Source organism: Gemmatimonadaceae bacterium (genome assembly GCA_040882285.1).
Taxonomy (GTDB): Bacteria; Gemmatimonadota; Gemmatimonadetes; order Gemmatimonadales; family Gemmatimonadaceae; genus JACDCY01.
Genome location: JBBEBQ010000018.1, coordinates 114,907 through 137,937 on the forward strand (window position 1 = coordinate 114,907; position 23,031 = coordinate 137,937).

Sequence of the window (23,031 nt, forward strand, 5' to 3'; positions counted from 1 at the left end):
GGGGTACTACTTTCTTGATCGAGCCGGCCAACGGGCGGCGGTGTTGGGCCACCCGCGTGCCAGGTCGCCAGCCGGCGTGTGCCGATCAGCTGCGAGACCACGCAGCTTGAGCAGTTGCCAAACAGTGAACGCATAGGTGCTCCACACGCAGAGCAGGAGCAGGGTGATGCCTGCTAGTAGTCCGATGGGTGCGCGTGTGGACCAGAGCGCGCGCGGGAAAACACTGATTTCCTGCCGTAACGGTACGCTGCCCGAGAGTACAGCTTCGGCCTGGGCTCCCTTCACCGCATCCGGTGCGAGCAAGGCGACGCGAAATCGTACGTCGCCGCGCAAATCGCCAGGGAGCGTGAGCGGAAACGAGACGGCAGCGGTTCCGTCATCGAACGTTTCGCTCTCTCCGAGCGGGAGTAACCCGAAATGCCGAGGCGCGAAGAAACCGACCGTGATCCCTGCGGCCGGCTGTCCGCCTATCGTCACGGACGCGACGAGCATTTCCTCGTCGCCTTCCGTGGCTCTGCCCAGTTCGATTCGCGCATCCCCCGCCGCCAGCCCCAAGCTCCCGGCCGAGGCCGCGGTGGATGTGCCGAGCTCGCCGGCGATCGGCGCGCCTGGCAACGCCGCCGGGGGCGCGTGCGCCCCCGTCCCGCCGACTGGTGCGCGCCCCGTCGGTCGGCCCCCCAAACTGCGCATGTGATGGACGACGATCCACCGCTCTTCATCGGTGAGGTCAGCTCGCGTACTCGGCATGTCGCCGCGTCCCTCGGTGATCTTCCAGAAGAGCGTACCGTCGCTCTGCGCCTGGACGGCCGACGTCGTAAGGTTGCTGACCTTCGTATCCAGGTTGGCTGCCCTCGGACCGTCGCCGTGCCCCAGCCTGCCGTGGCAGGACGCGCACTCTTGCCGGAAGATCTCCCGGCCGCGCGCGGCCACCTCCGGACTCTCGGGTATCGGGTTGGTCCGCCGTGCTTGGCGTGCCGGTGCGACCCAATCGCGGCCTGGCTCGGCCCCGGTCACCAGTGTTGGCGCGACAACTGTGGTAGGCGTGGCGGGTGTAGGCGTGGCGGGTGTAGGCGCGGCGGGTGTAGGCGTGGCGGGTGTAGGCGTGGCGGGTGTAGGCGCGGCGGGTGTAGGCGCGGCGGGTGTAGGCGCGGCGGGCAAGGTGGGTGCGGTAAGCGCGGCGCGCGACGTGTCCGCCGGGCTGGGTGGTATCGAATCGATGTTCCGCGGCGGGCGCTCCGCAGCAACCGGGGCAGCATCTCTCGACTGGGCCTGCGGCAGCGTGCGGATGAAGCTCACGACCGCCGCCATCTCGGCTTCGGTCAGAATGTCACTCCACGACTTCATGTCTTTGCCTTTCCCGTTGCGCAAGACGACCAACATGGAGTCATCGGACAAGCCGGCTAGAAACGCCGAGTCGCTGAGAGTCGGGATCGTCGAGTACTTCCTTTTGGTCTCCGCGGAGGGCTCGCCCGTGGCGCCGTGGCAAGTGCGGCAGTTCCTTCGATAGACCGCGCGCCCTTCCTCAATCTGCGCGGCACCCTGCGCCCGAGCTGAGTTGGTGGGGAAGAGAGGCGTCAACAGGGTGCAGCCAGCGACAAAAAGTGCGAGCCATAGCGTTGCAGGTAGCGGTGACACCGGTTGCTGGCGCGTCATGGTAGGAGCCTCCATCGCACGGGCCTTCGTTTCGGCCACATCCTCGGCCGTCTCCCAGATCGAGAGGATGGGGAACAGCCGGGAAAACAGCGTGAACAGGAGCAGGAACGCCGCGAACGCGCCGGCCGTAATCGCCCACTCGACGGGACTCGGGAAGTACCAGGTCGAGACGCCCGCCGCCTCGGCGGGGATGAACGGGGTCTGCAGAGTGGGAATGACGATGAGGTAGCGCTTCACCCACATTCCGACGTTCACCAGAACCGATGCCGTCACGATCGAACTGATGGAACGTCTTCCCGGAAAGAGCAGGAATCCAATGGGAGCGAACAGTCCGATGACGACCCACAGCCAGAAGGAAAGACCGTACGCCGTATGCCCGGCGAGCAGCTCCATGAGACGCCTATCGGCCTCCAGCCCGCCGTACCAGGCCGTCAGGTACTCGCTCAGCGTGAAGTACGCATACAGCAACGTGAGCACCAGCAGGATCTTTCCCAGGTTCCGGAAGTGCAGGGGCAGCAGGTACCGCTCCAGCCGGTAGGCCCGCCGGAAAATCACCATTGCGGTGATGATCGCGGCGGTACCGGAGAAGATCGCGCCGACGACGAAGTAGGGTCCGAAGATGGTGCTGTGCCATCCGGGACGCAGCGTCATCCCGAAGACCCAGGAGACGACGGTATGCACGGAGATCGCGACGGGAATAATGATTGCGGCCATCGCTCCGAGCGCTATCGCGAGGCGGCGGCGATGCTCCGCTGACTCGCGATACCCGAGTGACATCGCCTCATAGAATCGCACGAGTCTGGGAGAGCGCCCGCGCTCCCGGGCGTGCCGCGCGAGTATCGGCATGTCCGGGATCATCGCCACGTACAGGTACAACATGCTTCCGGTTAGGTACGTGGTGATCGAGACCACGTCCCACAGGATTGGCGACTGCAGCCGGCCGTGGATGAATACGTTCAGGAGCCGGTCGGGGCGCCCCATGTCGATCAACACCATCGGTGCGCCGACCATGAGAGCGAAGACGGTGATCGCCTCGGCCATGCGCGTGATCGGCCGGCGCCAGCCGGCATCAGTCACCCTGAGGATCGCGGAGATGAGTGTGCCGGCATGGCTGATGCCGATGAAAAAGACGAAGTTGGCCATGTACGTGCCCCACGAGACGTAATTCCGCATCTCGGTCACGCGGAGCCCGTTCACGAGTTGCATGATCCACGCGGTGGCGCCTACCGACATCACAGCCAGTAGTCCCACGATCCAGAGCCGCCCGCCGCGCCCCAAGGGGTCGAGGGTGGACAGCAGATCGGATTCGACGGCTGCAGTGTCGTGGTCTTCGCGCCGCGTGCCGTGCGAGGTGGCTCGGATCACCTGGCTCATCGCTGCGCTTCGTGCGCATGGGGGCGCTGCTTGGCATCGGGTTCGCCGGGGGCAGGGTAGCGCCGATTTACCGGCGGCAGGTAATAGACGCGTGGTTTCGTTCCAAGCTCTTCGAGGTAGCGGTACCCACCCTTGTCTCGAAGTAGCTGCGACAACCTGACGGTTTGTGTCGCTTGTTCGGTGTTCGCCTCTGCGCCCTCTCCGCTGTCGGCATGGGCTTCATCAGGGCCGTTGGAGACAGCGTCTTCGTTCTCATCGCCGAACCAGATCGCCCCCATGGGGCACGCCCCCGCGCAATGCGGAAGTTTTCCCTCGCGTGCCATGTCGGGGCAGAAATCGCACTTCTCCGTTGTCCCTACACGCCGGGGGTAGCCCCACTCGGGGGAATAGCCGCGCGCGGTGGCTGCGGGAGAATTGTCGGGCCGGCCCCAGTTGAACGTCCGCACGGAGTAGGGGCAGGCGGCCATGCAGAACCGGCAACCGATGCACCGCTCGGAGTCCACCAGCACGATCCCGTCCTGCCGCTTGAAAGTCGCGCTGACCGGGCACACACGTGTGCACGGCGGGTCGTCACAGTGGAAACACGGGCGAGGGAACCAGTAGGGAGCGCCGTTCTCGGAATCCTTCATCTGGAAGATCCGCAGCCACTGGCGATCGGGTGGGACGAAATGCGCGTCGGAGCACGCCGTTACGCACTTCCCGCAGCCATCGCACGCCGCGAGGTCGATCACCATGACCCACTTACGTCCGGGAACTCCTCTCCTTACCTGCTCCGGGAGCGGTGGGGGGCTGGTCGCGGGCGAACCCGCCAGCACGGCCACCAGCTCTCCCTCCGCCGTGAGCGCGAGTCTGTTGGCGCCCGGGTTACTCAGGGCTCCGTCCGCGGCGGGGCCGGACTGCAACAAGCTCGTGGCCCCGACACCAGCCGCCACCCCGCCCGCCGCCCCCAAGCCCGCCCGCAAGAAATCACGTCGCTGCATCGTCATCGGTTTGCGATCGCCTCTGTCCAGCGTGCAGTCGTGGCGGCATCGACCCCGAGCCCGCCCGTTCGCCCGATGATCCGCGGCTCCGCGGCTCCGCGGCTCCGCGGCTCCGCGTGGACGCGCGGTCCCGCACGGCGGCTCCAGAGGCACGTGCCGCGCCGCGGTGCGAGCTTGGTCGCCACGCCTGTGCGCCGTGGCGCAAGCGCTGGCCGGACAATGCGTTGCGCCTCAAAATCGCGTCCCCGCTCCAGCGCGCGCCGCCATGCGCGGCGCTCGCAGCTGGGACATTGCCTGGCGCACTGTGACAGGGCGTGGCGCACCGTGACAGGGCGTGGCGCACCGTCGCGTCGCGATCAGTGCAGCACGATGCCGCGACTACCGCGGCACGACCGGCGCAACGCGCGGCGGGCTGCGTCGTCTTCGCGGGGGGGCACTGCACCAGACAGCAGTAGCGTTTTTTCACTTGCCAAGTGCCACCGCACTACATATTGACTTGACGAGTTACCCTTCCGCACTGGTGCCTAGAATGCGGCATGCACCGCGCTTGGCTGCAACCCACGGCCGTTGATGATCAACGTCAACAAGCTGTTCCCGCGGTTGAGCATCCGCGTCAAGCTCGCGATCGCATTCGCACTCGTGGCGCTTGGACCGCTGGCTGTCGTGTCATTCATCGGCGCGCGCGAGACGGTGTCTCAGATCGAGGCCAGTGCGCGCAATACGCTCGAGCACGACCTCGAGATGGCCGAGGCCGAGACCGCGCTCACGCTCAGCTCGACGGAAGGTCACATGAACCTCATCGCCAACGTCGTGTTGGGGCCGTTGCTCCGCGCCGGCGCCGTCTCCGCGCGTGAGCGCCTGGACGCCGAACGTATCGTGCGGACGCTCCTTGCCACCGAGCCGTCGCTGTACCAGGCGAAGCTCATCGACGCCGACGGCCGCTACCGGTCGCTCGTGCGCGCGTCGGGTCCGCCGCTGAACGCAGAGGAGATGGACGGGGGCGAGTACTACGCCTGGCGCGCCAGCTCACTCCAGCCGCACACGCGATTGCTCTTCGCCATCGAGGTGGCGGGCCCCGAAGATCCCGTCCTCCGGAAGCCGATGCCGGCGGTAGCCATCCTGCTTCCCGTGCACGCGCCGAACGGCGAATTCCGCGGTGTCGTGGTCGGCGAGGCGTACGCCTCGGCGCTCTTCTCGCATCTCGATCATTCGTCGGCGGGATTCGGCGGCATCACGGGACTGGTCGACGGCGACGGGCACTTTCTCTACCACTCGGTTCGCAAGCGCAACTGGGCCACCCTCCTGGCCGCGCACGATCGGCTGAGCGTGCGCAGCGACTTTCCGGACGACGTCGCATCGGCTATCACCTCGGGACGCACGGGCACGGTGATGACGCCCGACCGGAAGCTGGTCAGTTTCCGGCCCCTCTCGCTGGGTCCGTCCTCCAGGGCCAGACTCTCGCTCTATCGCGTCGTGCCCATCGCCACGGTCGCAGCGCCAGCGCGCTCGTTCGTGTTGCTCGTCCTCCTCGCCGCGGGCTTGGCGACGCTGCTCGTGCTGGGCCTCGCCATGCTCGCGGCGAACGAGTTCACCAAACCGATCTTCCGGATCCGCGATGCCGCCTGGCAGCTCGCCCGTGGCGAAGCCGTGCGACAGCCGAGCGTCGAGACGAATGACGAGTTCGAGGATCTCGCGAATGACTTCGCGCGGGTGGCCGAGCAGGTCGCGCGGCATCGCGCGCAGCGAGAAGCGCTCATCGCGGAGCGAACCCGCCTGCTCGAGCACACCCACGCCGAGTTGACCGACATTCTCAAGCATTCCGCCGACGGCATCATCGGGCTCGACCCTTCCGGCGTCGTCACCATCTGGAACGACGGCGCCGAGCGGCTCCTCGGCTATTCGGCGTCGGAGGCCCTGGGCCGGGATATCAACGCCATTCTCCGGCCCAGCGGCGAGCGGGCCCGCCGCGAGCAGGCGGCGATGCGCCGTGAGCTGGAGCGGGAGCACGCGGTGGTGAACTTCCTCACCGAAGTGCTCGCCAAGGACGGCACGACCATTCAGATAAGTCTCACGGCCACGCTCATCGTCGGCGCGGACGGTGACGCGCTCGGTTCTTCCTACATCGTCCGCGACAACCGGCTGCAGTCCCGCCTCGAGGACCAGATGCGGCGGTCCGAACGGCTGGCGGCCATCAGCGTCATGGCGGCCGGGCTGGCGCACGAGATCAACAACCCGCTGGCCATCATCGGCAACCGCATCGAGTGCATGCAACGCGACGTACTGGGTAAGTGGAGCGATACCTCGCTGGCTGCGGACCTCGACGTGCTACAGCAACACGTGGCGCGGCTGCGACAGCTGACGACGAGCCTGCTGCGGTTCGCGCGGGACGACCGCGGCGAAGCGGGGCCGGTCGCGCTCGGCGCGCTTGCCGAGAGCACCGTGGCGCTCCTCCACCGGACGATGGCGACGCGCCGTTTGCATCTGCGGCTCGACGTCGAGACCGGCGTGCCCGACGTCATCGGGTACGAGAAAGCCATCGAAACCGTCATCGTAAATCTGCTGCTCAACGCGGCAGATGCCACGCCGCCGGACGGAACCGTGACGCTGTCCATCCGGCGCAGCGCCGACGGGGAAGCGGTGGAAATCGAGGTGCGAGATACCGGCTACGGGCTGGCGCCCGAGCTGAGCGAGCGCGTCTTCGATCCCTTCTTCACGACGAAGGGACCCGGGCACGGCACTGGCCTCGGCCTCACGGTGTGCCGCAGCATCGTCGATCGCCATGGTGGCGTCATCGCCGTCGACGCGCCACCCGACGGCGGCTGCCGGTTCATCGTCAGCATCCCCCTCCAACCGATGGTCGCAACGTGGAACGAGCCCGCGTACTCGTAATCGACGACGAACAGGCGATGCTCGAGAACTGCGAGCGTCTGCTGAGTCGGGAGGGTTATGCCTGCACGACCCTCGCCGAGCCGCTACGCTTCCGAGAGGTGGCGGCGGAGGTCGATCCTGACGTCATCATCACGGACCTGCGCATGCCCGGCACCGGCGGGCTGATCATCCTGGCGGCGGCTCTGGCCGACGACCGCGCGCGTCCCGTGATCCTGATGACGGCGTTCGCCACCGTCGCCTCGGCCGTGGCCGCGGTCCGCGAGGGAGCGTTTGACTATATCACCAAGCCGTTCACCGCCGACCAGCTGCTCGTAGCCGTCGAGCGCGCCGCGCGCTATCGCGGATTGACGGTGGAGAACCGCGCGCTGCGGCAGCAGGTGGAGCTCGCCCAGGGCGGCGACGGTATACTCGGCTCGAGCGCGGTCATGCAGCGGCTGCTCGAGCAGGCGGCGATAGTCGCCCCCACGAACGCGAACGTGCTCATCACCGGCGAGAGCGGCACCGGCAAGGAGCTCATGGCGCTCTTCATGCACGCGCACTCGCTCCGCCAGGCCAAGCCGTTCGTCCCCGTAGACTGCGCGGCGATGCCGGAAGGGCTGCTGGAGTCGGAGCTGTTCGGCCACGAGCGCGGCGCGTTCACGGGCGCCGTTCAGCGCACCGATGGACTGCTTGCCAAAGCGAATGGCGGCACGGTCTTTTTCGACGAGATCGCCGAGTTGGGGATCAGTCTTCAGTCGAAGCTGCTGCGCGCGCTCGAGCAGCGACAGATACGCCGGCTCGGCGACTCCCGGCTCATCGACCTCGACATCCGCGTAGTGGCAGCGACCAATCACGATCTCGAGGCGACGGTGGCCTCCGGCCGGTTCCGGGAAGATCTGTACTACCGGCTCAACGTCGTCCATTTTGCCCTGCCGCCCCTGCGCGCGCGGCACGGCGACGTGCGCATCCTGATGACTGCCTTCCTCGAGGAGTTCGCCTGCACCGCGCGCCGCTGGCCGCCGCAGGTGACGGCGGAGGCATGGACCATCCTCGAGCGGCACCCGTGGCCCGGCAACGTCCGAGAGCTGCGCAACACCGCGCAGCGTCTCGTCCTGCTGGACAAGGATGGGCGGATCACGCAGGAGAATCTCGACGACGCGCTCCAACCGCGGGTCAAGCCGCGCGATGGCGAGCCCGCGAGCTGGCCGGTGTCGTACTCCGAGGCCCAGGACAAGGCGCTGCGCGACTTCCGCGCCGCTTACGTTGGACGGCTCCTCGAGATCAATGGCGGCAACGTGTCACGCGCGGCGGTGGCAGCCGGCGTCAGCCGGCGAACGCTGCATCGGTGGCTGGCGGAGCTCAACGGCGCGGTCGCCAAGGAAGAGTCCTGATGAAAGGTCGGCTGATGGCTGGCGTCGTCCTCGCTGGCGCACTGTTTTCCCCGCCCGCGCGCCTGACCGCGCAGCCCGGCGTCGTTTCCGGAACGGTCACCACTCCAGCGCCGGGCATACGTGGCGTCGTCGTGTACCTGATTCCCACCGCGTCAACTCAGGTGCCGGCAGTCGAGCCGGCGAGCGCCCAGATAGATCAGCTCGGTCTGCGGTTCGTGCCGTCCGTCATCGCCGTCTCCCCGGGGTCGACTGTGTCCTTCCCGAACAGCGATCCCGTGATGCACAACGTCTTCAGCCCCAGTATGGGCGCCGGCGGTTTCGACCTCGGCACGTACCCGCAGGGCGAGCGGCGCAGCTTCGCCTTCAAAGTGGAAGGCGTCCACGTGATCTTCTGTCACGTGCATCCGGAGATGGTGGCCTATGTCGTCGTGGTCGCGTCGCCGTATCGCACCGTCACGGACGACGAGGGCCGCTTCGAGGTTGCTGGTGTGGCGCCGGGTACCTATCACCTCCGCACGTGGCATCGGCGACTGCGGACACGGGATCAGGTCGTCGCAGTTACCGCCAACGGCGCCGTGCGCGTCGACCTGACACTGGAGTACGGCGTGCCGCTGAATCTCCGCGCGGCGGTGCAGCGCCACCCGCGGTAATCCGCGCGAGCTTCAGTCCACCCTCCAGCTCGAAGAAAGCGACTCGCGCTTTCGGTCGCCGCAGTCCGCCCGTAGCTTCTGGCGCAACTTTCCGAGGGTGGCCGGATGGGGTGCTGCAGGCTCGCCGTGAGCAGCACCTCGGCGGTGAACCGCTCCGAGCCTACGGAGCTGGCGAGATCGGGGTGCAGCACCTTGACCGCCACCTTGCGGTTGTGCCGCACGTCGGTCGCGCGATACACCGACGCCATGCCTCCTGTCCCCACCAGTCCTTCGAGCTGGTAGGACGAACCGAGGGCGTGCCGGAGGCGATCAAGCTGGTCGGACATCAGCAGACAGTGGCAGCGCCCTCAGTCGGGCGCAAGCTCGGCGGAGTACGCGGCGGGATCCTGGCGAAAGAATCTGCGCAGCTCCGCGTACAACGCGGGATGCCTCGAGCGGAGCGCCCTGGGCCGCTCGAAGAAAGCTTCCGTGCAGACGGCGAAGAACTCGGCGGGATTGGTCGCGCCGTACGTGTCGAGCAGCGTCGGCGTCTCCGCGTCCTGCGCGCGCCTCAGCGCCTCGAACTCCGCGCTCATGATGCGCGCCCAGGCGACGTACTCGCCGCGCGTGTCCAGCGCGGGCACTCCGTCCACCTCGCGGTTCTCGAAGTCGAGCTGATGCGCGAACTCGTGCAGAATGAGGTTCGCCCCGCTCTCGGGATCGGCGGCCCCGTGCCGCGCGGAATCCCAGGCGAGGACGAGCGCTTTCATCCCCGGCGCCGTGTGGCCGAGTCGGTCCTCGCCGCCCTCCTCCCAGATACCACCCCCGACGTGCCGCTCCTCCCGCGCGACGTAGCCCGACGGGTAGACGAGTATCGACGTCAGCTCCGGGTAGTAATCGCTCTCGCGGTGGAGCAGGAGGACGCACGCCTGGCCGGCGATCGTTACGCGGATCTCCTCGGTCAGCTCCAGTCCGCCGCACCCTTCGAAGTGCTTCTCCGCGAGGAAGACCTGGACGTGTCCGAGCAGCTCGGCCTGGTCCCCGGGAGGCAGGCGCCGAAAGATGGAAAGATTTCGCTCGAGGATCGCGCGCCAGGCGGGGGGCGCCGGCTTCGCGCGAAGTCGCTCGCGCCGCCGGCGCGAAATTCCGAATGGCATCCGGTAAAGCTAAGGTCGGGCAAGTCCCAGCCCGCCGCGCGCCGCGCTCCCTCAGCTCGCTCCTTTCTCTCGGAGGTATTCCGCCAGCGCGGTGCGCTCGCCGTACACGGCCCAGTCGAGCGGCGTTCCCTCGTAGACCTTGTCCCTCATGTCGAGCCGGGCGCCGCGCTCGACGAGCATGCGCACGACGTCGGCGTGGCTCGACCATACGGCGTGATGCAGCGGCGTGCCGTGCGAGTGGAAGCCCTCCGGATTGTACACGCTCGGATCCACGCCGGCGTCGAGCAGCAGGCGAACGACCTCGGCGTGTCCGAGCTGCGCCGCGAGAGCGAGCGACGCCTGCCGGTCGTGCGCGTCGGCGTGCGGGAGCATCCGCGCTACCTCCGCCGTTCGCCCCAGACCCGCCACCGCCGGCAGCGTGTCGACGCGCGCGCCGCGCCCGGCGAGCATCTCCGCGGTGTCCACGAACCCGAAGCTGAGCGCGGTCATCACGGCGGACTGGTAGGCGGTGCCGGGACCGTCGAGCGCCGCGCCGTGATCGAGCAGGGTCTCGGCCAGCGCGCCCTGGAGGCCGGCCGCATGCGGCGGGGAGCTCGACACGAGCATGCTGAGCGTCGTGCACTTCTCGTCGTACATGTCGGCCAGCGCGTCCGGCTCGGCCCCGGCGCTCAAAAGCAGCTGCCCGATGGCGACGGCGTTCGGCGGCGTCTTCTGCCGGTAGTCTTCCACGCCGTTGGCGGCGACGTAGTGCAGCAGCGTGGCCTGGTGGGCGCGGGCCGAGCGCGAATGCACGAGCTTCGGATCTTTCTCGAGCATGACGCGCAGCGCGTCGATGTCGCCGGAGACGATGGCGTCGACCGCGGCCTCGAACCGCGCGACCGCCTTGTCCACGCGCACGGTCTCGGCGAACCTGGCCAGGTCTTCCCAATTCTCGAAGTGGTACTCACGTGCCAGCACGAGCTGGGCGTCCGCCGGGGCGAGAGTCGTCGTGCGAACGGCGCTCACGGGATGGCCGCGAAAGCGGGGGTGGATCCACTTGAACCGCCAGTGTGCCGACTCCTCACCGGCCAGGATCGCGTTGAAGAGCGCCTTCGCCTGCTGCTTGTAGTCTTCGATCGTCGCCGTGAACGGCAGCGCCGCGGGCAGGCTCATGGCGCCAGGATGCCGGCGGACGTGCCGCGGGGAACTTTCGCAAGCGGTGCTTCTGGCATGCGCGGACCTCCCTCCTGACCCAGACCTAAAGTATAGACACAGGGCTGCGTCTGAGAAGTGAGGCGGGCAGGGACTTAGCTTACCCACCCATGCCTACAAGGTGGCAGGTCGCGGTAGGCGCCGACCAGACGACGGCGCTTTTCGAGCCCCCGACCGCGGCGGACCGCGGAGCGGTCTTCGTCTGTGCCCACGGCGCGGGCGGCAACATGGACGACCGCGGCATGGCCCAGCTGGCGGGGAAGCCCGAGCAGCTGCGCGACAAGCATCTTCCGCTCATCGACGTGCCGGTTCTCTGCTTCAACGGCACTCGCGACGCGCTGTGCCGGCGAGACCTGATGGAGACGGCGCTGCGGGGAGTGAAGCCGCGCTGGGACATGCACTGGCTGGAGAGCGCCGATCACGGATTTCACGTTCTCAAGTCGTCGGGGAGAACAGACGCCGACGTACTGGACGAGATCGGGAGTGCGACGCAGAGGTGGGTGGCGGGTCCTCAAGTTGCCGGGCCCAATTCGCGGCATACCTTACCCCTGCCATGACGATGCGTGAAAAGCTGGAGCTCCTCGAGAAGCGCCGCGCCGAGTCCGAGCAGGGGGGCGGGGACGCGCGCATCAAGGCGCAACACGCGAAAGGCAAGCTGTCGGCGCGCGAGCGCCTCGACCTGCTGCTCGACGGCGGCACGTTCGTCGAGCTGGACCGCTTCGTCGTGCACCGCTCCACCGATTTCGGGCTCGACAAGCAGAAGATATTCGGCGACGGCGTGGTCACGGGCTACGGGCGGATCGACGGGCGGCTGGTGTACGTCTTCTCCCAGGACTTCACCGTATTCGGCGGCTCGCTCTCCGAATCCTTCGCTGAGAAGATCTGCAAGATCATGGACCTCGCCGTGCGGAACGGCGCGCCCGTCATCGGTCTCAACGACTCCGGCGGAGCGCGCATCCAGGAAGGCGTCGTGTCGCTCGGCGGGTACGCGGAGATCTTCCTGCGCAACACGCTCGCCTCGGGGGTGGTGCCGCAGATCTCGGCGATCCTCGGTCCGTGCGCGGGCGGCGCGGTGTACTCGCCCGCGATCACCGACTTCACGTTCATGGTGCGCGGCACGTCGTACATGTTCGTCACGGGTCCCAACGTCGTGAAGACGGTGACGCACGAGGACGTCACGATGGAGCAGCTTGGCGGCGCCGACACGCACGCGGCGACCTCCGGCGTGGCGCACTGCGCGTTCGACTCCGAGCCGGCGTGCATCCAGGCGATCCGCGACCTGCTCCGCTTCGTTCCTTCGAACAACGTGTCCGATCCGCCGCGCGGTCCGGCGATCGACCCGCGTGAGCGGCGCGACGAGGCGCTGCTGGACATCGTGCCCGACAACCCCAACAAGCCGTACGACATGCACGAGGTGCTGCGCCGGGTCGTGGACGGCGGCGAGTTCTTCGAGATCCAGCCGGACTTCGCCGCCAACATCATCTGCGGCTTCGCGCACCTCGGCAGCTACAGCGTCGGGATCGTCGCCAATCAGCCGGCGGTGCTCGCGGGCGTGCTCGACATCAACGCGTCGATCAAGGCGGCGCGGTTCATCCGCTTCTGCGATGCGTTCAACATCCCGGTCGTGACGTTCGAGGACGTGCCTGGATTCCTGCCGGGCGTCGGACAGGAGCACGGCGGGATAATCAAGCACGGCGCCAAGCTGCTGTTCGCGTACTGCGAGGCCACCGTGCCCAAGCTCACGGTCATCACCCGCAAGGCATACGGCGGCGCGTACGACGTCATGAGCTCGAAGCACATCCGCGGCGACTACAACGTCGCGTGGCCCACCGCGGAGATCGCCGTGATGGGACCGAAGGGCGCCGTGGAGATACTCTTCCGGAAGGAGATCGCCGACAGCGAGGATCCGGACAAGGCGACCGACGCGAAGATCGAGGAGTACCGCGAAAAGTTCGCGCATCCGTACATCGCCGCGGGGCGCGGCTACCTGGACGACATCATCGATCCGCGCGAGACGCGGCCGCGGCTGATCGACGCGCTCGAGTCGCTCGAGAGCAAGCGCGACAAGAATCCGCCGAAGAAGCACGGAAACATTCCGCTATGAAGAGCAGCTGTTGGCTATTGGCTGTTGGCTGCTGGCTCGTGCCGGCAGCGGCATCCGCGATTCCCGATTCGGCGAGCGCGAACGGCTCCATCGGCGTCACCGTTCCACCCGCGCGGCCGTCGACCGCCGGACCGTGGTGGATCGGTGTCTGGGGTGCCCTGGCGAATCACTCCAGCTTCGACACGCGTCATGGCGAGCGGCATCGCGACGTGCAGATGCTTGGCGTGCGCTTTGGCCGGCAGCTCTCGGCGGCCCGCGGATTCGCGCTCGACTACTACGTGGACCTGGTCCCCCTGATCCGGTCCACCAACATCCCGACGACATACCGCGACATCGTCACGTGCGACGCCTTCGACCGGTGCAGAATCGACGAGCGCATGGAGACCGCGACAGTGCGTGGCTACGGGGTCACTCCGGTCGGTCTGCAGCTGCGCGCGTTCGCCGGCGAGCGCGTGCAGCTGGTCGTGGGGGCGGGCGCCGGCGCGGCGATGTACGACAGGCCGGTGCCGGATCCCGGAGAGAAGCGGCTCAACTTCATGGGCGACGTCACGGCCGGCGTGCAAGTGCGCCTCGGACAGTCGGCCGCGCTGCTCGCCGGTGTGCGACACAATCACACCTCGAACGCGAACACCGGTCCCGCCAATCCCGGGCTGGACACGCGCGTGCTCTACGCCGGCTTCACGCGCGCGCTCGGCAAGCGGGCGCAGCGGTAGCGCGTGTTTGACAAGGTGCTCGTCGCGAACCGCGGCGAGATCGCGCTCAGGATCGTGCGGGCGTGCCGCGAGCTTGGCGTAGCGTCGGTCGCCGTTTACAGCGACGCGGACGCCGGGGCTCCGCACACGCGCGCCGCCGACGAGGCCGTGAACATCGGAGCCGCTCCCTCTGCCGAGAGCTACCTGGTCGGCGAGAGAATCATCGCGGCGGCGCTGCGGACGGGAGCGCAGGCCATCCATCCCGGGTACGGCTTCCTCGCGGAGCGGGAGTGGTTCGCTCGCGCGGTGCTGGAGGCGGGCCTCGTCTTCATCGGCCCGCCGCCCGGCGCGATCGCCGCGATGGGCAGCAAGACGGCCGCCCGCGCGCTCGCGCTTCAGAGCTCGGTCCCGGTGGTGCCGGGCACCGCGAGCGCGCTCGCGACCGCGGACGCCGCGAGGAAGGCGGCCGAAGAGATCGGCTATCCCGTGCTGCTCAAGGCGGCGGCGGGCGGCGGCGGGAAGGGGATGCGCGTCGTGCGCGAGAGCGGCGAGATCGAAGCCGCGTTCGGCGCGGCCGCGCGGGAAGCCAAGGCCGCGTTCGGCGACGACGCCGTGTATCTGGAGAAGTACATCTCCCGGCCGCGGCACGTGGAGATACAGGTTCTGGCGGACTCGCACGGCACCGTGCTCTCACTCGGCGAGCGCGAGTGCTCGCTCCAGCGGCGCCACCAGAAGATGCTGGAGGAAGCGCCGAGCGTGGCCGTATCACCCGGGCTGCGCCGCGCGATGGGCGAGACCGCCGTGCGCGTCGCGCGCGCGGCCGGATACGTCAACGCCGGCACGTGCGAGTTTCTGCTGGACGCCGGCGGAAAGTTCTACTTTCTGGAGATGAACACGCGGCTGCAGGTTGAGCATCCCGTCACCGAGCTCGTCACCGACATCGACATCGTCCAGTGGCAGATCAGGATCGCCGCGGGCGAGAAGCTTCCGTTCGCCCAGACGGAGATCGAGCCGCGCGGCTGGGCGATCGAATGCCGCATCACCAGCGAGGACCCCGCGAACGGGTTCCTGCCGTCCACCGGCGTGGTGCAATATCTCGGCGTGCCCAGCGGGCCCGGCGTGCGGTGGGACGGCGGGATCGAGGCGGGCAGCGAAGTCGGGCTGCACTACGATCCCATGCTGGCCAAGCTCATCGTGTGGGGCGAGAACCGCGAGCAGGCGGTGGCGCGCATGCACCGGGCGTTGCTCGAGCTCACGATCGACGGAGTGGAGACGTCGCGCGACTTCCACCTTCGCCTCATGGAAGACGCGGAATTCCGCGCCGGAGACTTCGACATCCAGTGGCTCGAGCGGAGGCTGGACTCGCTGATCGCCGTGTCGCCGCCGCCCGAAGGCGTGCGCGCGGCGGCGCTGGCGGCCGCGTTTCTCGCGGAGGAAGACAGGCTCGGCCGCATGCCGGCCATGCTGCCCGTCGCCGCCGGCGATCAGTGGAAGCGGGCGGCGCGCCTGGACGCGCTCCGCGAGTGAGTCCCGTCGTGACGCTCGCCGTCGATTCGATCGCCGCCGGCGGGGACGGGGTGGGCCGGAGCAACGGGCTCGTGGTGTTCGTGCCGCGCACGGCGGCGGGCGACATCGTGACGGCGAGCATCGCCGGCAAGGGGCAGTTCGCGCGCGGATCGCTGCGCACCGTGACGCGGCCGTCGCCGGATCGCACGGATCCGCCGTGCCCGCATTACACGCGCGACAGATGCGGCGGCTGCCAGCTCCAGCACATCACGTATCGCGGCCAGCTCGCGGCGAAGCAGCGCATCATTCGCGACGCCATCGAGCGGATCGGCAAGCGGCAGCTGTCCCCGCCGGAAGTTCGTCCGAGCTCCAGCGAATGGCGTTACCGCACGAAGCTGACGCTGGCCATCCGTCGCCGTGGCGGCAACTGGATCGCGGGGCTGCGCGCGTACGACGATCCGTCGCGGATCTTCTCCCTGGCGGATTGTCCCATCACCGAGCGCGGGGTGGTGCGCGTGTGGCGTGAGGTGATGGGCGCATCCGCGCTCTTTCCCGACGCGTCCGAGCTGCGCGGGAGCGTGAAGCTCGCCGACGGGGCGTACACGTTCTCCCTGGAGGGCGGCACGCGCTGGGCGACGCACGAGGATTTCTTCGCGGCGGTGCCGTCGCTGTCCGACTTGTGGTGGGAGCAGGAGGGACGCGGTCCCGCGCTGCTGCACAGCCGCGACACGCCCGGCTCGCGCAAGGTGCCCGGCATCTCATTCGCGCAGATCAACCCCGCGGTCGCCGCCGAGTTGCACGCGCACGTGCTCGAGCGCGCGCTGTCGTACGGGCCCGCGCGTGTGGTGGACGCGTACTCCGGCGCGGGCGCCACCGCGATCCCTCTCGCGCAGTCGGGCGCCGCCGTCACCGCGATCGAGCTCGACCAGCTCGCCTCCGACTGGTGCGTCCGTCACCTGCCCGAAGGCTCGCGCGCGATCCGGGGCAGGGTCGAAGACGAGCTGCCCGAAGCGCTTCCGGCCGACGTGGTGCTGCTGAATCCGCCGCGCGCCGGAGTCGACGAGAGAGTCGCGGCGACGCTCGAGGCGCTCGAGGCAAAGCCGCGCGCCGTCATTTACGTGAGCTGCAATCCGGCGACGCTCGCGCGCGACATTTCGCGGCTTCCCTCGTACCGGATCGCCGGCGTGGTCGCGTTCGACATGTTTCCGCAGACCGCGCACGTCGAGACCGTCTGCGAGCTGGTGCCGTGAGATACGTCGTGAGCGTCAACGGCGAGGACCACGCGGTCACGCTCGGCGGCGGCGGGGTCAGTCACGCGGGCGCCGCGGTCGCCGCGCATCTCGAGGGAGCGCGCCCCGGAACGCCCATCCGTCTGCTCACGCTCGACGGCAAGGTGCACAGCGTCCTCGCCCGCGGGCAGGATGGCCGCGGCCGGTACACTTTGTGGATCGACGGCTACCGCTACGAAGTGGAGGCCCTGGACGAGCGTACCCGCGCGATCCGCGCGCTCTCCGTCGACAAGGAGAAGGCGGCCGGGCCCGCGCCGCTGGTGGCACCCATGCCGGGACTCGTCGTCAGGATCGGCGTGCAGGTCGGCGACGCCGTCTCGGCGGGCCAGGCACTCGTCTCGATCGAGGCGATGAAGATGGAGAACGAGCTGCGGTCGAAGTCGGCAGGAACGGTCAAGACGATTCGAGTCTCGGCGGGCACCGCCGTCGAGAAGGGCACCGTCCTCGTGGAGCTGGAATAACATGGATCCCATTCAACCGGTTCAGGCCGTGGCGCTGATCAACGAGCCCGTCGCGGTGTTCGCGTACATCGCCGCGGTGCTGGGCATGGTGTTCTGGCTGAGCGGACTCGCGCCGCTGAAGAAGCTGTTCGACATAACGCCCCCGGTGATCTACGCGTACTTCATTCCGACGCTGTCGACGGCTTTCGGCATCATCCCGCTCGCGTCGCCGGCCTACTCGTGGATGACTCGGTACCTCCTGCCGGTCGCGCTGCTGCTGCTGATGATCACTGTAGATCTCAAGGCGATCCTCAAGCTCGGCAAGATGGCGTCGATAATGATGGTCGCCGGCACGATCGGGGTGATCGCGGGGGCCATCGGCTCCTTCCTGGTCTTCCGTGGTTTCCTGCCGGCGGATGCATGGAAGGGATTCGCGGCGCTGTCCGGCAGCTGGATCGGCGGGACGGCGAACATGGTGGCGATCGCGGAGAGCGTGGGCACGCCGCAGTCGGTCCTGGGCCCGCTGATCGTGGTGGACACCGTCGTGGGCTACGGCTGGATGGGCGTGCTGCTCTTCTTCAGCGGCTGGCAGGCGCGGTTCGACCGGCGGATCGGCGCGCGGACGGAGGCGATCGAGGAGACCAACCGCCGGCTCGCGGACGTCGCGGCCCGCCGGCGCCCCAGCGATCTGCGCGACATCGCGATGATCGTGGCGCTCGGCTTCGGCGGGGCCGTGCTCGCGCTGTACGCCGCGGGAAAGATGCCGACGCTCGGCGACCCGACCATCATCAGCACGACGACGTGGGCGGTGCTGATCGTCGTGACCGGCGGCCTGCTGCTGTCGTTCACCCGTGCGCGGGATCTCGAGGAGGTGGGCGCGTCGCGGATCGGTTACACCGCGCTGTACCTGCTGCTCGGCGCGATCGGAGCGCAGGCGGAGCTGCGGGCGATAGTGCAAACGCCGCTGTACATGCTGGCCGGCGTGCTCTGGATCGCGATCCACGCGGCGATCCTGTTCGGCGTGGCGCGGCTCATCCGGGCGCCGCTGTTCTTCGTCGCGACCGGGAGCATGGCCAACATCGGCGGTGCCGCATCGGCCCCGATCGTCGCGGGTGTCTATCATCCCGCCATGGCGCCGGTAGGGCTGCTGATGGCGGTCGGCGGCTACATACTCGGGATTTACGGCGGGCTGGCGTGCGCCTGGATGCTGGGGGCGATAGCCACCTAGCGGCTACCGCCCCCAAAAGCGCCTACTCGACCGTGATATCGCGGAACATGCCGTGCGCGATGTGCGGCTTCCCGTCCTTGTGATCCGGCACGAAGCACACGAGCGTGTAGGTCCACGGCCGCAGGTCCGCGGTGAAGTAGGCGCGCTCGCGCGAGCTCAATCCGGACACTCCACCGAGGAAGCTGCCCGGCGGCTGGTCGTGTATCTCGGTGAAGGCCGCGCCTGTCAGGATCAGCGCAGCCGCGGACGCGACTGTTCGGGCTCTATTCATCGGCTCGGAGACTCCTCTTGGCTGGGGAAATGCGTGACTCTTCCCGGCCGGACGGCCGGGGGGAGCGGGAAATTACGAGTGCAGGCCCTGACGCGGGAGGTGGGGGGAACGCTCCGTCGCATCCGGGCCGGGGGGTTTGACTTAGCCTAAGTTGTTGCGTAGCTTACGAGTCTGTTCCAAAACACCCCGAAAACATCACCGTCGCCGGCAGAGCTCGGCGGCGGTTTGTACGTACGCTTCCGTTTCGCATCTCTAATGAAGACTTATACCGCAACGCCAACCGACATCGAGCATCGCTGGTACATCGTCGACGCCGACGGTGTCGTGCTCGGCCGTTTGGCCAGCGAGATCGCCAAGATAATCCGTGGCAAGCACAAGCCGATGTTCACGCCCCACATGGACACGGGCGACAACGTCATCGTCATCAACGCCGCGAAGGTCAAGGTCACCGGGCGGAAGGCCGAGCAGAAGCGGTACTTCAAGCACACCGGCTACATGGGCCACGAGCGGTTCATGCCGTACGCCACGATGATCGACAAGCATCCCGAGCGCGTGATCGAGAAGGCCGTGCACGGCATGCTGCCCAAGACCAACCTGGCCAAGTCGTCCCTGCGCGGGAAGCTCCGCGTTTACCCCGGACCTGCGCACCCGCACATCGCGCAGAGTCCCGTCGTTCTGGATCTCAAGAAAACCACTTCAACGAAGTAAATGGCAGACTCCGCAGTCACGCACACGATCGGCCGCCGCAAGGAAGCGGTGTGCCGGGCCTACATCACCCCCGGATCCGGCAAGTGGGACGTCAACGGTCGCACGCTGGGTGATTACTTCCCCCGTCCGACCCTCGTAAGCGCGATTCAGCAGCCGTTCACGGCGACCGATACGCTCGGGCAGTTCGACGTGAAGGCGAAGCTCGAAGGCGGCGGCATGAGCGGCCAGGCGGGCGCGCTGCGCCTCGCGGTGGCCCGCGCCCTGGTGGTGATGGACGAAGCGCACCGCAGGAAGCTCCGCGGGCTCGGACTGCTGACGCGCGACGCGCGCGCGGTCGAGCGCAAGAAGCCGGGCCGCCCGAAGGCGCGCAAGAAATTCCAGTTCAGCAAGCGGTAAGCGACCGATGACTCATCCGAATCTCGAGCAGCTGCTCGAAGCCGGTGTGCACTTCGGCCACCAGACCCGCCGCTGGAATCCGAAGATGCGCCGGTTCATCTTCGCCGAGCGGAACGGGATCCACATCATCGACCTGCAGAAGACGCTGCGGCAGCTGGAGCTGGCGCAGAAGCTCGTGCGCGAGGTGATTCTGCGCGGCGAGAACGTTCTGTTCGTCTGCACCAAGCGGCAGCTCGCCCCGCTCGTGCGGGCGGAAGCCGAGCGCTGCGGCGCGATGTTCATCACGGAGCGCTGGCTCGGCGGACTGCTGACCAACTTCCAGACGATCAAGAAGCAGCTGCGCCGGCTGAAGGAGCTCGAGTCGGGCGCGGAAGAGGGCGGCGGCTTCGAGAACTACACCAAGAAGGAGCAGCTGCTGTTCAGCCGGCAGCGCGAGAAGCTCACGAAGAATCTCGCCGGCATCAAGTCGATGACGCGGATCCCCGGGCTGATGTTCGTGATCGATTCCAAGAAGGAGCGCATCGCGGTCGCCGAAGCCAACAAGCTCGGCATTCCGATGATCGCCCTGGTGGACACGAACGCCGATCCCGATCTGATCACGGTTCCGATCGCGGGCAACGACGACGCGATCCGGTCGGTCGAGGTGATGTGCAAGGCGATCGCCGACACGATCGTCGAGGCCCGCCGGGAAGCGCCGGTGCGCGAGGAAATCGAGGAAGCGGAGTCGTACACGTACAGCTCCGACCGCGGCGCCGAGCCCGAGGGCGAGTCCGAGCGCAGACGCAAGCGGCGTCCGCGGAAGCGGCGGGCGAAGCCCGAAGCCATCGCGGCGCGTCTCAAGATCGGCGGAGAGCCGGGAGAAGCGGGAGAAGCGGGTGAGGCGGCGGACGCCGGTGGCGACGAGGCGGTAACCGAATAACGGTGACTAGTGACTAGTGAACTGCCGACGCGGCAGGAGTTAGATTCAGGGACGCCGCCGGCAGCTTGTCGGCGGCGTCGTTGCAGGAGGGGGCTATTAGCTGTTGGCTATTGGCTATTAGCTAGAAAACCCCGCGTTCCGCGCAGTTCCGCTGTGGCTAACAGCCAATAGCCAATAGCTAATAGCGTTCTTGTTAATCACGATGGAGCAGACGCTCCACAGCTAGCATAAGGAATTTTGCAATGGCATTTACAGCCAAGGACGTTCAGGAGCTTCGCCAGCGCACCGGCGCGGGAATGATGGAGTGCAAGCGCGCGCTGGAGGAGACGAAGGGCGACAAGGAGAAGGCGGAGGAATACCTTCGCAAGAAGGGAATCGCCAAGGCCGAGAAGCGCCTGGGCAAGCGGACCAGCGAAGGCCAGATCACCAGCTACATCCACCACAACGGCAAGGTCGGCGTGCTGGTCGAGGTGAACTGCGAGACGGACTTCGTCGCGCGCACCGACGACTTCAAGACGCTGGCTCGCGAGATCGCGCTGCACATCGCGAGCGCGGCCCCGCTGGCCGTGGACAAGGGCGGAGTGCCGTCCGGAGCCGTGGAGCGCGAGCGGCGCATCTTCGAGGAGCAGGCGCGCGCGAGCGGCAAGCCCGAGAACATCATCGCGAAGATGGTGGAGGGGAAGGTGGAGTCGTACTACAAGGAAGTCGTGCTGCTCAGCCAGCCCTGGATCCGCGAGCCGAAAAAGACGATCGGCGATTTGGTCAAGGAGGCCTCCGCGCGGGTCGGGGAGAATATCCAGGTCAGGCGGTTCGTCCGATTTCAAATGGGCGACTAACGGCAGTGACTAGTGACTAGTGACTAGTGGCTAGTCAAGCGCTAACATCAAGCGGCTCCCGTCGTTCTGTAGTTCTATAGTTCTGTAGGTCTGCCGTTACCAGTCACTAGTCACTAGTCACTAGTCACCTTTTTCTAATGCCCCTCGCCTACTCCCGCGTCCTGCTCAAGATCTCCGGCGAAGCACTCGCCGGCGAGAAGGGCTTTGGATTCGACATGGCGGTGCTGGACCGCCTCGCGGGCGAGATCGCGGACATCGTCGAGATGGGCGCGGGAGTCGGGCTCGTGCTCGGCGGCGGCAACATCGTGCGCGGCGCGCAACTCTCCAAGATGGGAATGGATCGCGTCGGCGCCGACTACATGGGCATGCTCGGCACCGTGATCAACGCGCTGGCCATGCAGGACGTGCTCGAGCGCCGCGGCGTCGAGACGCGCGTCATGACCGCGCTCCGGATGGAGGAAGTCGCTGAGCCGTACATCCGCCGCCGGGCCATGCGGCATCTGGAGCAAGGCCGCACGGTGATCTTCGCGGGCGGAACCGGCAACCCGTACTTCTCCACGGACACGGCTGCCGCGCTGCGCGCCATCCAGATGAAGGCCAACGTCATCATCAAGGCCACGGGCGTGGACGGCGTGTACTCGGCCGACCCGCGCAAGAACCCGGATGCCACGCTGTACGAGACGATCAGCTATCGCGACGTGATGCTGGAGGAGCTGGGCGTCATGGACCAGACCGCGATCACGCTGTGCAAGGAGAACGACCTTCCGCTCATAGTCCTCAACATCAACAAGCACGGCGCGGTGGCGAGCGCGATTCGCGGCGACCGCGTCGGCACACTCGTCCAATGAGCACCATACAGCAGATCAACAAGGACGCGAAGCTGGCGATGGATAAGGCTCTCGCGAACACCAAGCACGAGTTCGCGTCGATCCGGACCGGGAAGGCGACGACCAACCTGCTCGACACGGTGAAGGTCGAGGCCTACGGCCAGACGATGCCGCTCAACCAGGTGGCGGGCGTGTCCGCTCCCGAGCCGCGGCTGCTGACCGTGACGCCGTGGGACAAGGGCCTCACCCAGGTAATCGAGAAGGCGATCCGCGATTCCGATCTCGGGCTCAATCCCGCGACGCAGGGCGGTGTCATCCGCGTGCCGCTGCCCGCGCTCAACGAGGAGCGCCGCCGCGACCTGGTCAAGGTCGTGCACAAGCTCGCGGAAGAAGGGCGGATCGGGGTGCGGCACGCGCGGACCGACGCGCGCGACAAGCTGAAGAAGCTCGACAAGATGTCGGAAGACGACATCAAGCACGCCGAGAAGGACCTCCAGAAGCTGCACGACGAGGAGATCGGCAAGATCGAGGAGCTGCTGAAGGGCAAAGAAGCCGAGATCCTGGAAGTTTGA

21 protein-coding genes are annotated in these 23,031 nt (G+C 67.5%); 16 read left to right on the plus strand and 5 right to left on the minus strand.

What is annotated here, in order from left to right:
* Positions 1-6: 6 nt before the first annotated feature.
* Together nrfD and WEA80_09730 are read right to left on the minus strand one after the other, a co-directional pair.
* Positions 7-3,027 carry an NrfD/PsrC family molybdoenzyme membrane anchor subunit gene (nrfD, locus tag WEA80_09725; protein MEX1186855.1) on the minus strand — a complete coding sequence of 1,007 codons (3,021 nt, stop codon included), beginning with the start codon at positions 3,025-3,027 and terminating at the stop codon, positions 7-9.
* Positions 3,024-3,761: a 4Fe-4S dicluster domain-containing protein gene (locus WEA80_09730; GenBank protein ID MEX1186856.1), complete on the minus strand. Its 738-nt coding sequence runs from the start codon at positions 3,759-3,761 to the stop codon at positions 3,024-3,026. The genes nrfD and WEA80_09730 overlap by 4 nt, the downstream gene beginning before the upstream one ends.
* Before the next feature lie 816 nt (positions 3,762-4,577).
* On the opposite strand from WEA80_09730, the gene WEA80_09735 reads away from it, so the two are divergent.
* The 3 genes from WEA80_09735 to WEA80_09745 are packed head-to-tail and all read left to right on the plus strand — an operon-like array spanning position 4,578 to position 8,916.
* Positions 4,578-6,896: an ATP-binding protein gene (locus WEA80_09735; protein ID MEX1186857.1), complete on the plus strand. Its 2,319-nt coding sequence runs from the start codon at positions 4,578-4,580 to the stop codon at positions 6,894-6,896.
* Positions 6,872-8,266 (plus strand): sigma-54 dependent transcriptional regulator, encoded by a 1,395-nt coding sequence (locus tag WEA80_09740; GenBank protein MEX1186858.1) that lies wholly within the window; start codon positions 6,872-6,874, stop codon positions 8,264-8,266. The genes WEA80_09735 and WEA80_09740 overlap by 25 nt, the downstream gene beginning before the upstream one ends.
* A complete protein-coding gene (locus WEA80_09745) occupies positions 8,266-8,916 on the plus strand; it encodes a carboxypeptidase regulatory-like domain-containing protein (protein ID MEX1186859.1) in 651 nt (216 codons plus the stop codon). Before WEA80_09740 ends, WEA80_09745 begins: the two co-directional genes overlap by 1 nt.
* 347 nt (positions 8,917-9,263) lie before the next feature.
* Here WEA80_09745 and WEA80_09750 read toward each other — a convergent pair whose 3' ends face one another.
* Entirely contained in the window at positions 9,264-10,052 is a 789-nt protein-coding gene (locus WEA80_09750; GenBank protein ID MEX1186860.1) for a M90 family metallopeptidase, read from the minus strand.
* Positions 10,053-10,103: 51 nt separating this feature from the next.
* A complete protein-coding gene (locus WEA80_09755) occupies positions 10,104-11,204 on the minus strand; it encodes an ankyrin repeat domain-containing protein (GenBank protein ID MEX1186861.1) in 1,101 nt (366 codons plus the stop codon).
* 149 nt (positions 11,205-11,353) lie between these two features.
* Here WEA80_09755 and WEA80_09760 point away from each other — a divergent pair, with 149 nt between their 5' ends.
* From WEA80_09760 to WEA80_09790, 7 genes are read left to right on the plus strand one after another with little or no spacing between them, the layout of a single operon-like run.
* Positions 11,354-11,800 (plus strand): alpha/beta family hydrolase, encoded by a 447-nt coding sequence (locus tag WEA80_09760; GenBank protein ID MEX1186862.1) that lies wholly within the window; start codon positions 11,354-11,356, stop codon positions 11,798-11,800.
* Positions 11,797-13,347, plus strand: a complete 1,551-nt coding sequence (locus WEA80_09765) for an acyl-CoA carboxylase subunit beta (GenBank protein MEX1186863.1) — start codon at positions 11,797-11,799, stop codon at positions 13,345-13,347. Before WEA80_09760 ends, WEA80_09765 begins: the two co-directional genes overlap by 4 nt.
* Entirely contained in the window at positions 13,344-14,060 is a 717-nt protein-coding gene (locus WEA80_09770) for an acyloxyacyl hydrolase (GenBank protein ID MEX1186864.1), read from the plus strand. The genes WEA80_09765 and WEA80_09770 overlap by 4 nt, the downstream gene beginning before the upstream one ends.
* Positions 14,061-14,063: 3 nt before the next feature.
* Positions 14,064-15,566, plus strand: a complete 1,503-nt coding sequence (locus tag WEA80_09775; GenBank protein MEX1186865.1) for an acetyl-CoA carboxylase biotin carboxylase subunit — start codon at positions 14,064-14,066, stop codon at positions 15,564-15,566.
* An 8-nt stretch (positions 15,567-15,574) separates the two neighbouring features.
* Positions 15,575-16,795 (plus strand): hypothetical protein, encoded by a 1,221-nt coding sequence (locus WEA80_09780; GenBank protein ID MEX1186866.1) that lies wholly within the window; start codon positions 15,575-15,577, stop codon positions 16,793-16,795.
* The gene (locus WEA80_09785) at positions 16,792-17,295 is read left to right on the plus strand and encodes a biotin/lipoyl-containing protein (protein ID MEX1186867.1); all 504 of its coding nucleotides are present in this window, start codon (positions 16,792-16,794) and stop codon (positions 17,293-17,295) included. The genes WEA80_09780 and WEA80_09785 overlap by 4 nt, the downstream gene beginning before the upstream one ends.
* 1 nt (position 17,296) lies before the next feature.
* On the plus strand, positions 17,297-18,502 hold the full coding sequence (locus WEA80_09790) for a DUF819 family protein (protein ID MEX1186868.1): 1,206 nt from the start codon (positions 17,297-17,299) through the stop codon (positions 18,500-18,502).
* 22 nt (positions 18,503-18,524) lie between these two features.
* Here WEA80_09790 and WEA80_09795 read toward each other — a convergent pair whose 3' ends face one another.
* On the minus strand, positions 18,525-18,773 hold the full coding sequence (locus tag WEA80_09795) for a hypothetical protein (GenBank protein MEX1186869.1): 249 nt from the start codon (positions 18,771-18,773) through the stop codon (positions 18,525-18,527).
* Positions 18,774-19,028: 255 nt separating this feature from the next.
* Here WEA80_09795 and rplM point away from each other — a divergent pair, with 255 nt between their 5' ends.
* The 6 genes from rplM (at position 19,029) to frr (ending at position 23,031) form a co-directional block, all read left to right on the plus strand.
* On the plus strand, positions 19,029-19,481 hold the full coding sequence (rplM, locus tag WEA80_09800; protein ID MEX1186870.1) for a 50S ribosomal protein L13: 453 nt from the start codon (positions 19,029-19,031) through the stop codon (positions 19,479-19,481).
* Complete coding sequence (gene rpsI / locus WEA80_09805) at positions 19,482-19,877, plus strand: 30S ribosomal protein S9 (GenBank protein ID MEX1186871.1); 396 nt, start codon at positions 19,482-19,484, stop codon at positions 19,875-19,877.
* Positions 19,878-19,884: 7 nt separating this feature from the next.
* Complete coding sequence (gene rpsB, locus WEA80_09810) at positions 19,885-20,796, plus strand: 30S ribosomal protein S2 (GenBank protein MEX1186872.1); 912 nt, start codon at positions 19,885-19,887, stop codon at positions 20,794-20,796.
* Positions 20,797-21,038: 242 nt separating this feature from the next.
* Entirely contained in the window at positions 21,039-21,632 is a 594-nt protein-coding gene (gene tsf, locus WEA80_09815; GenBank protein ID MEX1186873.1) for a translation elongation factor Ts, read from the plus strand.
* A gap of 137 nt (positions 21,633-21,769) precedes the next feature.
* On the plus strand, positions 21,770-22,480 hold the full coding sequence (gene pyrH, locus WEA80_09820; protein MEX1186874.1) for a UMP kinase: 711 nt from the start codon (positions 21,770-21,772) through the stop codon (positions 22,478-22,480).
* Positions 22,477-23,031, plus strand: a complete 555-nt coding sequence (frr, locus tag WEA80_09825) for a ribosome recycling factor (protein MEX1186875.1) — start codon at positions 22,477-22,479, stop codon at positions 23,029-23,031. The genes pyrH and frr overlap by 4 nt, the downstream gene beginning before the upstream one ends.

Coding starts and splice junctions, on each gene's coding strand:
- WEA80_09795 (MEX1186869.1), bottom strand. CDS start 18,773: ATGAATAGAGCCCGAACAGTCGCGTCCGCGGCTGCGCTGATCCTGACA.
- WEA80_09745 (MEX1186859.1), top strand. CDS start 8,266: ATGAAAGGTCGGCTGATGGCTGGCGTCGTCCTCGCTGGCGCACTGTTT.
- WEA80_09770 (MEX1186864.1), top strand. CDS start 13,344: ATGAAGAGCAGCTGTTGGCTATTGGCTGTTGGCTGCTGGCTCGTGCCG.
- rplM (MEX1186870.1), top strand. CDS start 19,029: ATGAAGACTTATACCGCAACGCCAACCGACATCGAGCATCGCTGGTAC.
- WEA80_09730 (MEX1186856.1), bottom strand. CDS start 3,761: ATGGTGATCGACCTCGCGGCGTGCGATGGCTGCGGGAAGTGCGTAACG.
- nrfD (MEX1186855.1), bottom strand. CDS start 3,027: ATGAGCCAGGTGATCCGAGCCACCTCGCACGGCACGCGGCGCGAAGAC.
- WEA80_09750 (MEX1186860.1), bottom strand. CDS start 10,052: ATGCCATTCGGAATTTCGCGCCGGCGGCGCGAGCGACTTCGCGCGAAG.
- frr (MEX1186875.1), top strand. CDS start 22,477: ATGAGCACCATACAGCAGATCAACAAGGACGCGAAGCTGGCGATGGAT.
- WEA80_09790 (MEX1186868.1), top strand. CDS start 17,297: ATGGATCCCATTCAACCGGTTCAGGCCGTGGCGCTGATCAACGAGCCC.
- WEA80_09765 (MEX1186863.1), top strand. CDS start 11,797: ATGACGATGCGTGAAAAGCTGGAGCTCCTCGAGAAGCGCCGCGCCGAG.
- rpsI (MEX1186871.1), top strand. CDS start 19,482: ATGGCAGACTCCGCAGTCACGCACACGATCGGCCGCCGCAAGGAAGCG.
- WEA80_09755 (MEX1186861.1), bottom strand. CDS start 11,204: ATGAGCCTGCCCGCGGCGCTGCCGTTCACGGCGACGATCGAAGACTAC.
- rpsB (MEX1186872.1), top strand. CDS start 19,885: ATGACTCATCCGAATCTCGAGCAGCTGCTCGAAGCCGGTGTGCACTTC.
- pyrH (MEX1186874.1), top strand. CDS start 21,770: ATGCCCCTCGCCTACTCCCGCGTCCTGCTCAAGATCTCCGGCGAAGCA.
- WEA80_09760 (MEX1186862.1), top strand. CDS start 11,354: ATGCCTACAAGGTGGCAGGTCGCGGTAGGCGCCGACCAGACGACGGCG.
- WEA80_09735 (MEX1186857.1), top strand. CDS start 4,578: ATGATCAACGTCAACAAGCTGTTCCCGCGGTTGAGCATCCGCGTCAAG.
- tsf (MEX1186873.1), top strand. CDS start 21,039: ATGGCATTTACAGCCAAGGACGTTCAGGAGCTTCGCCAGCGCACCGGC.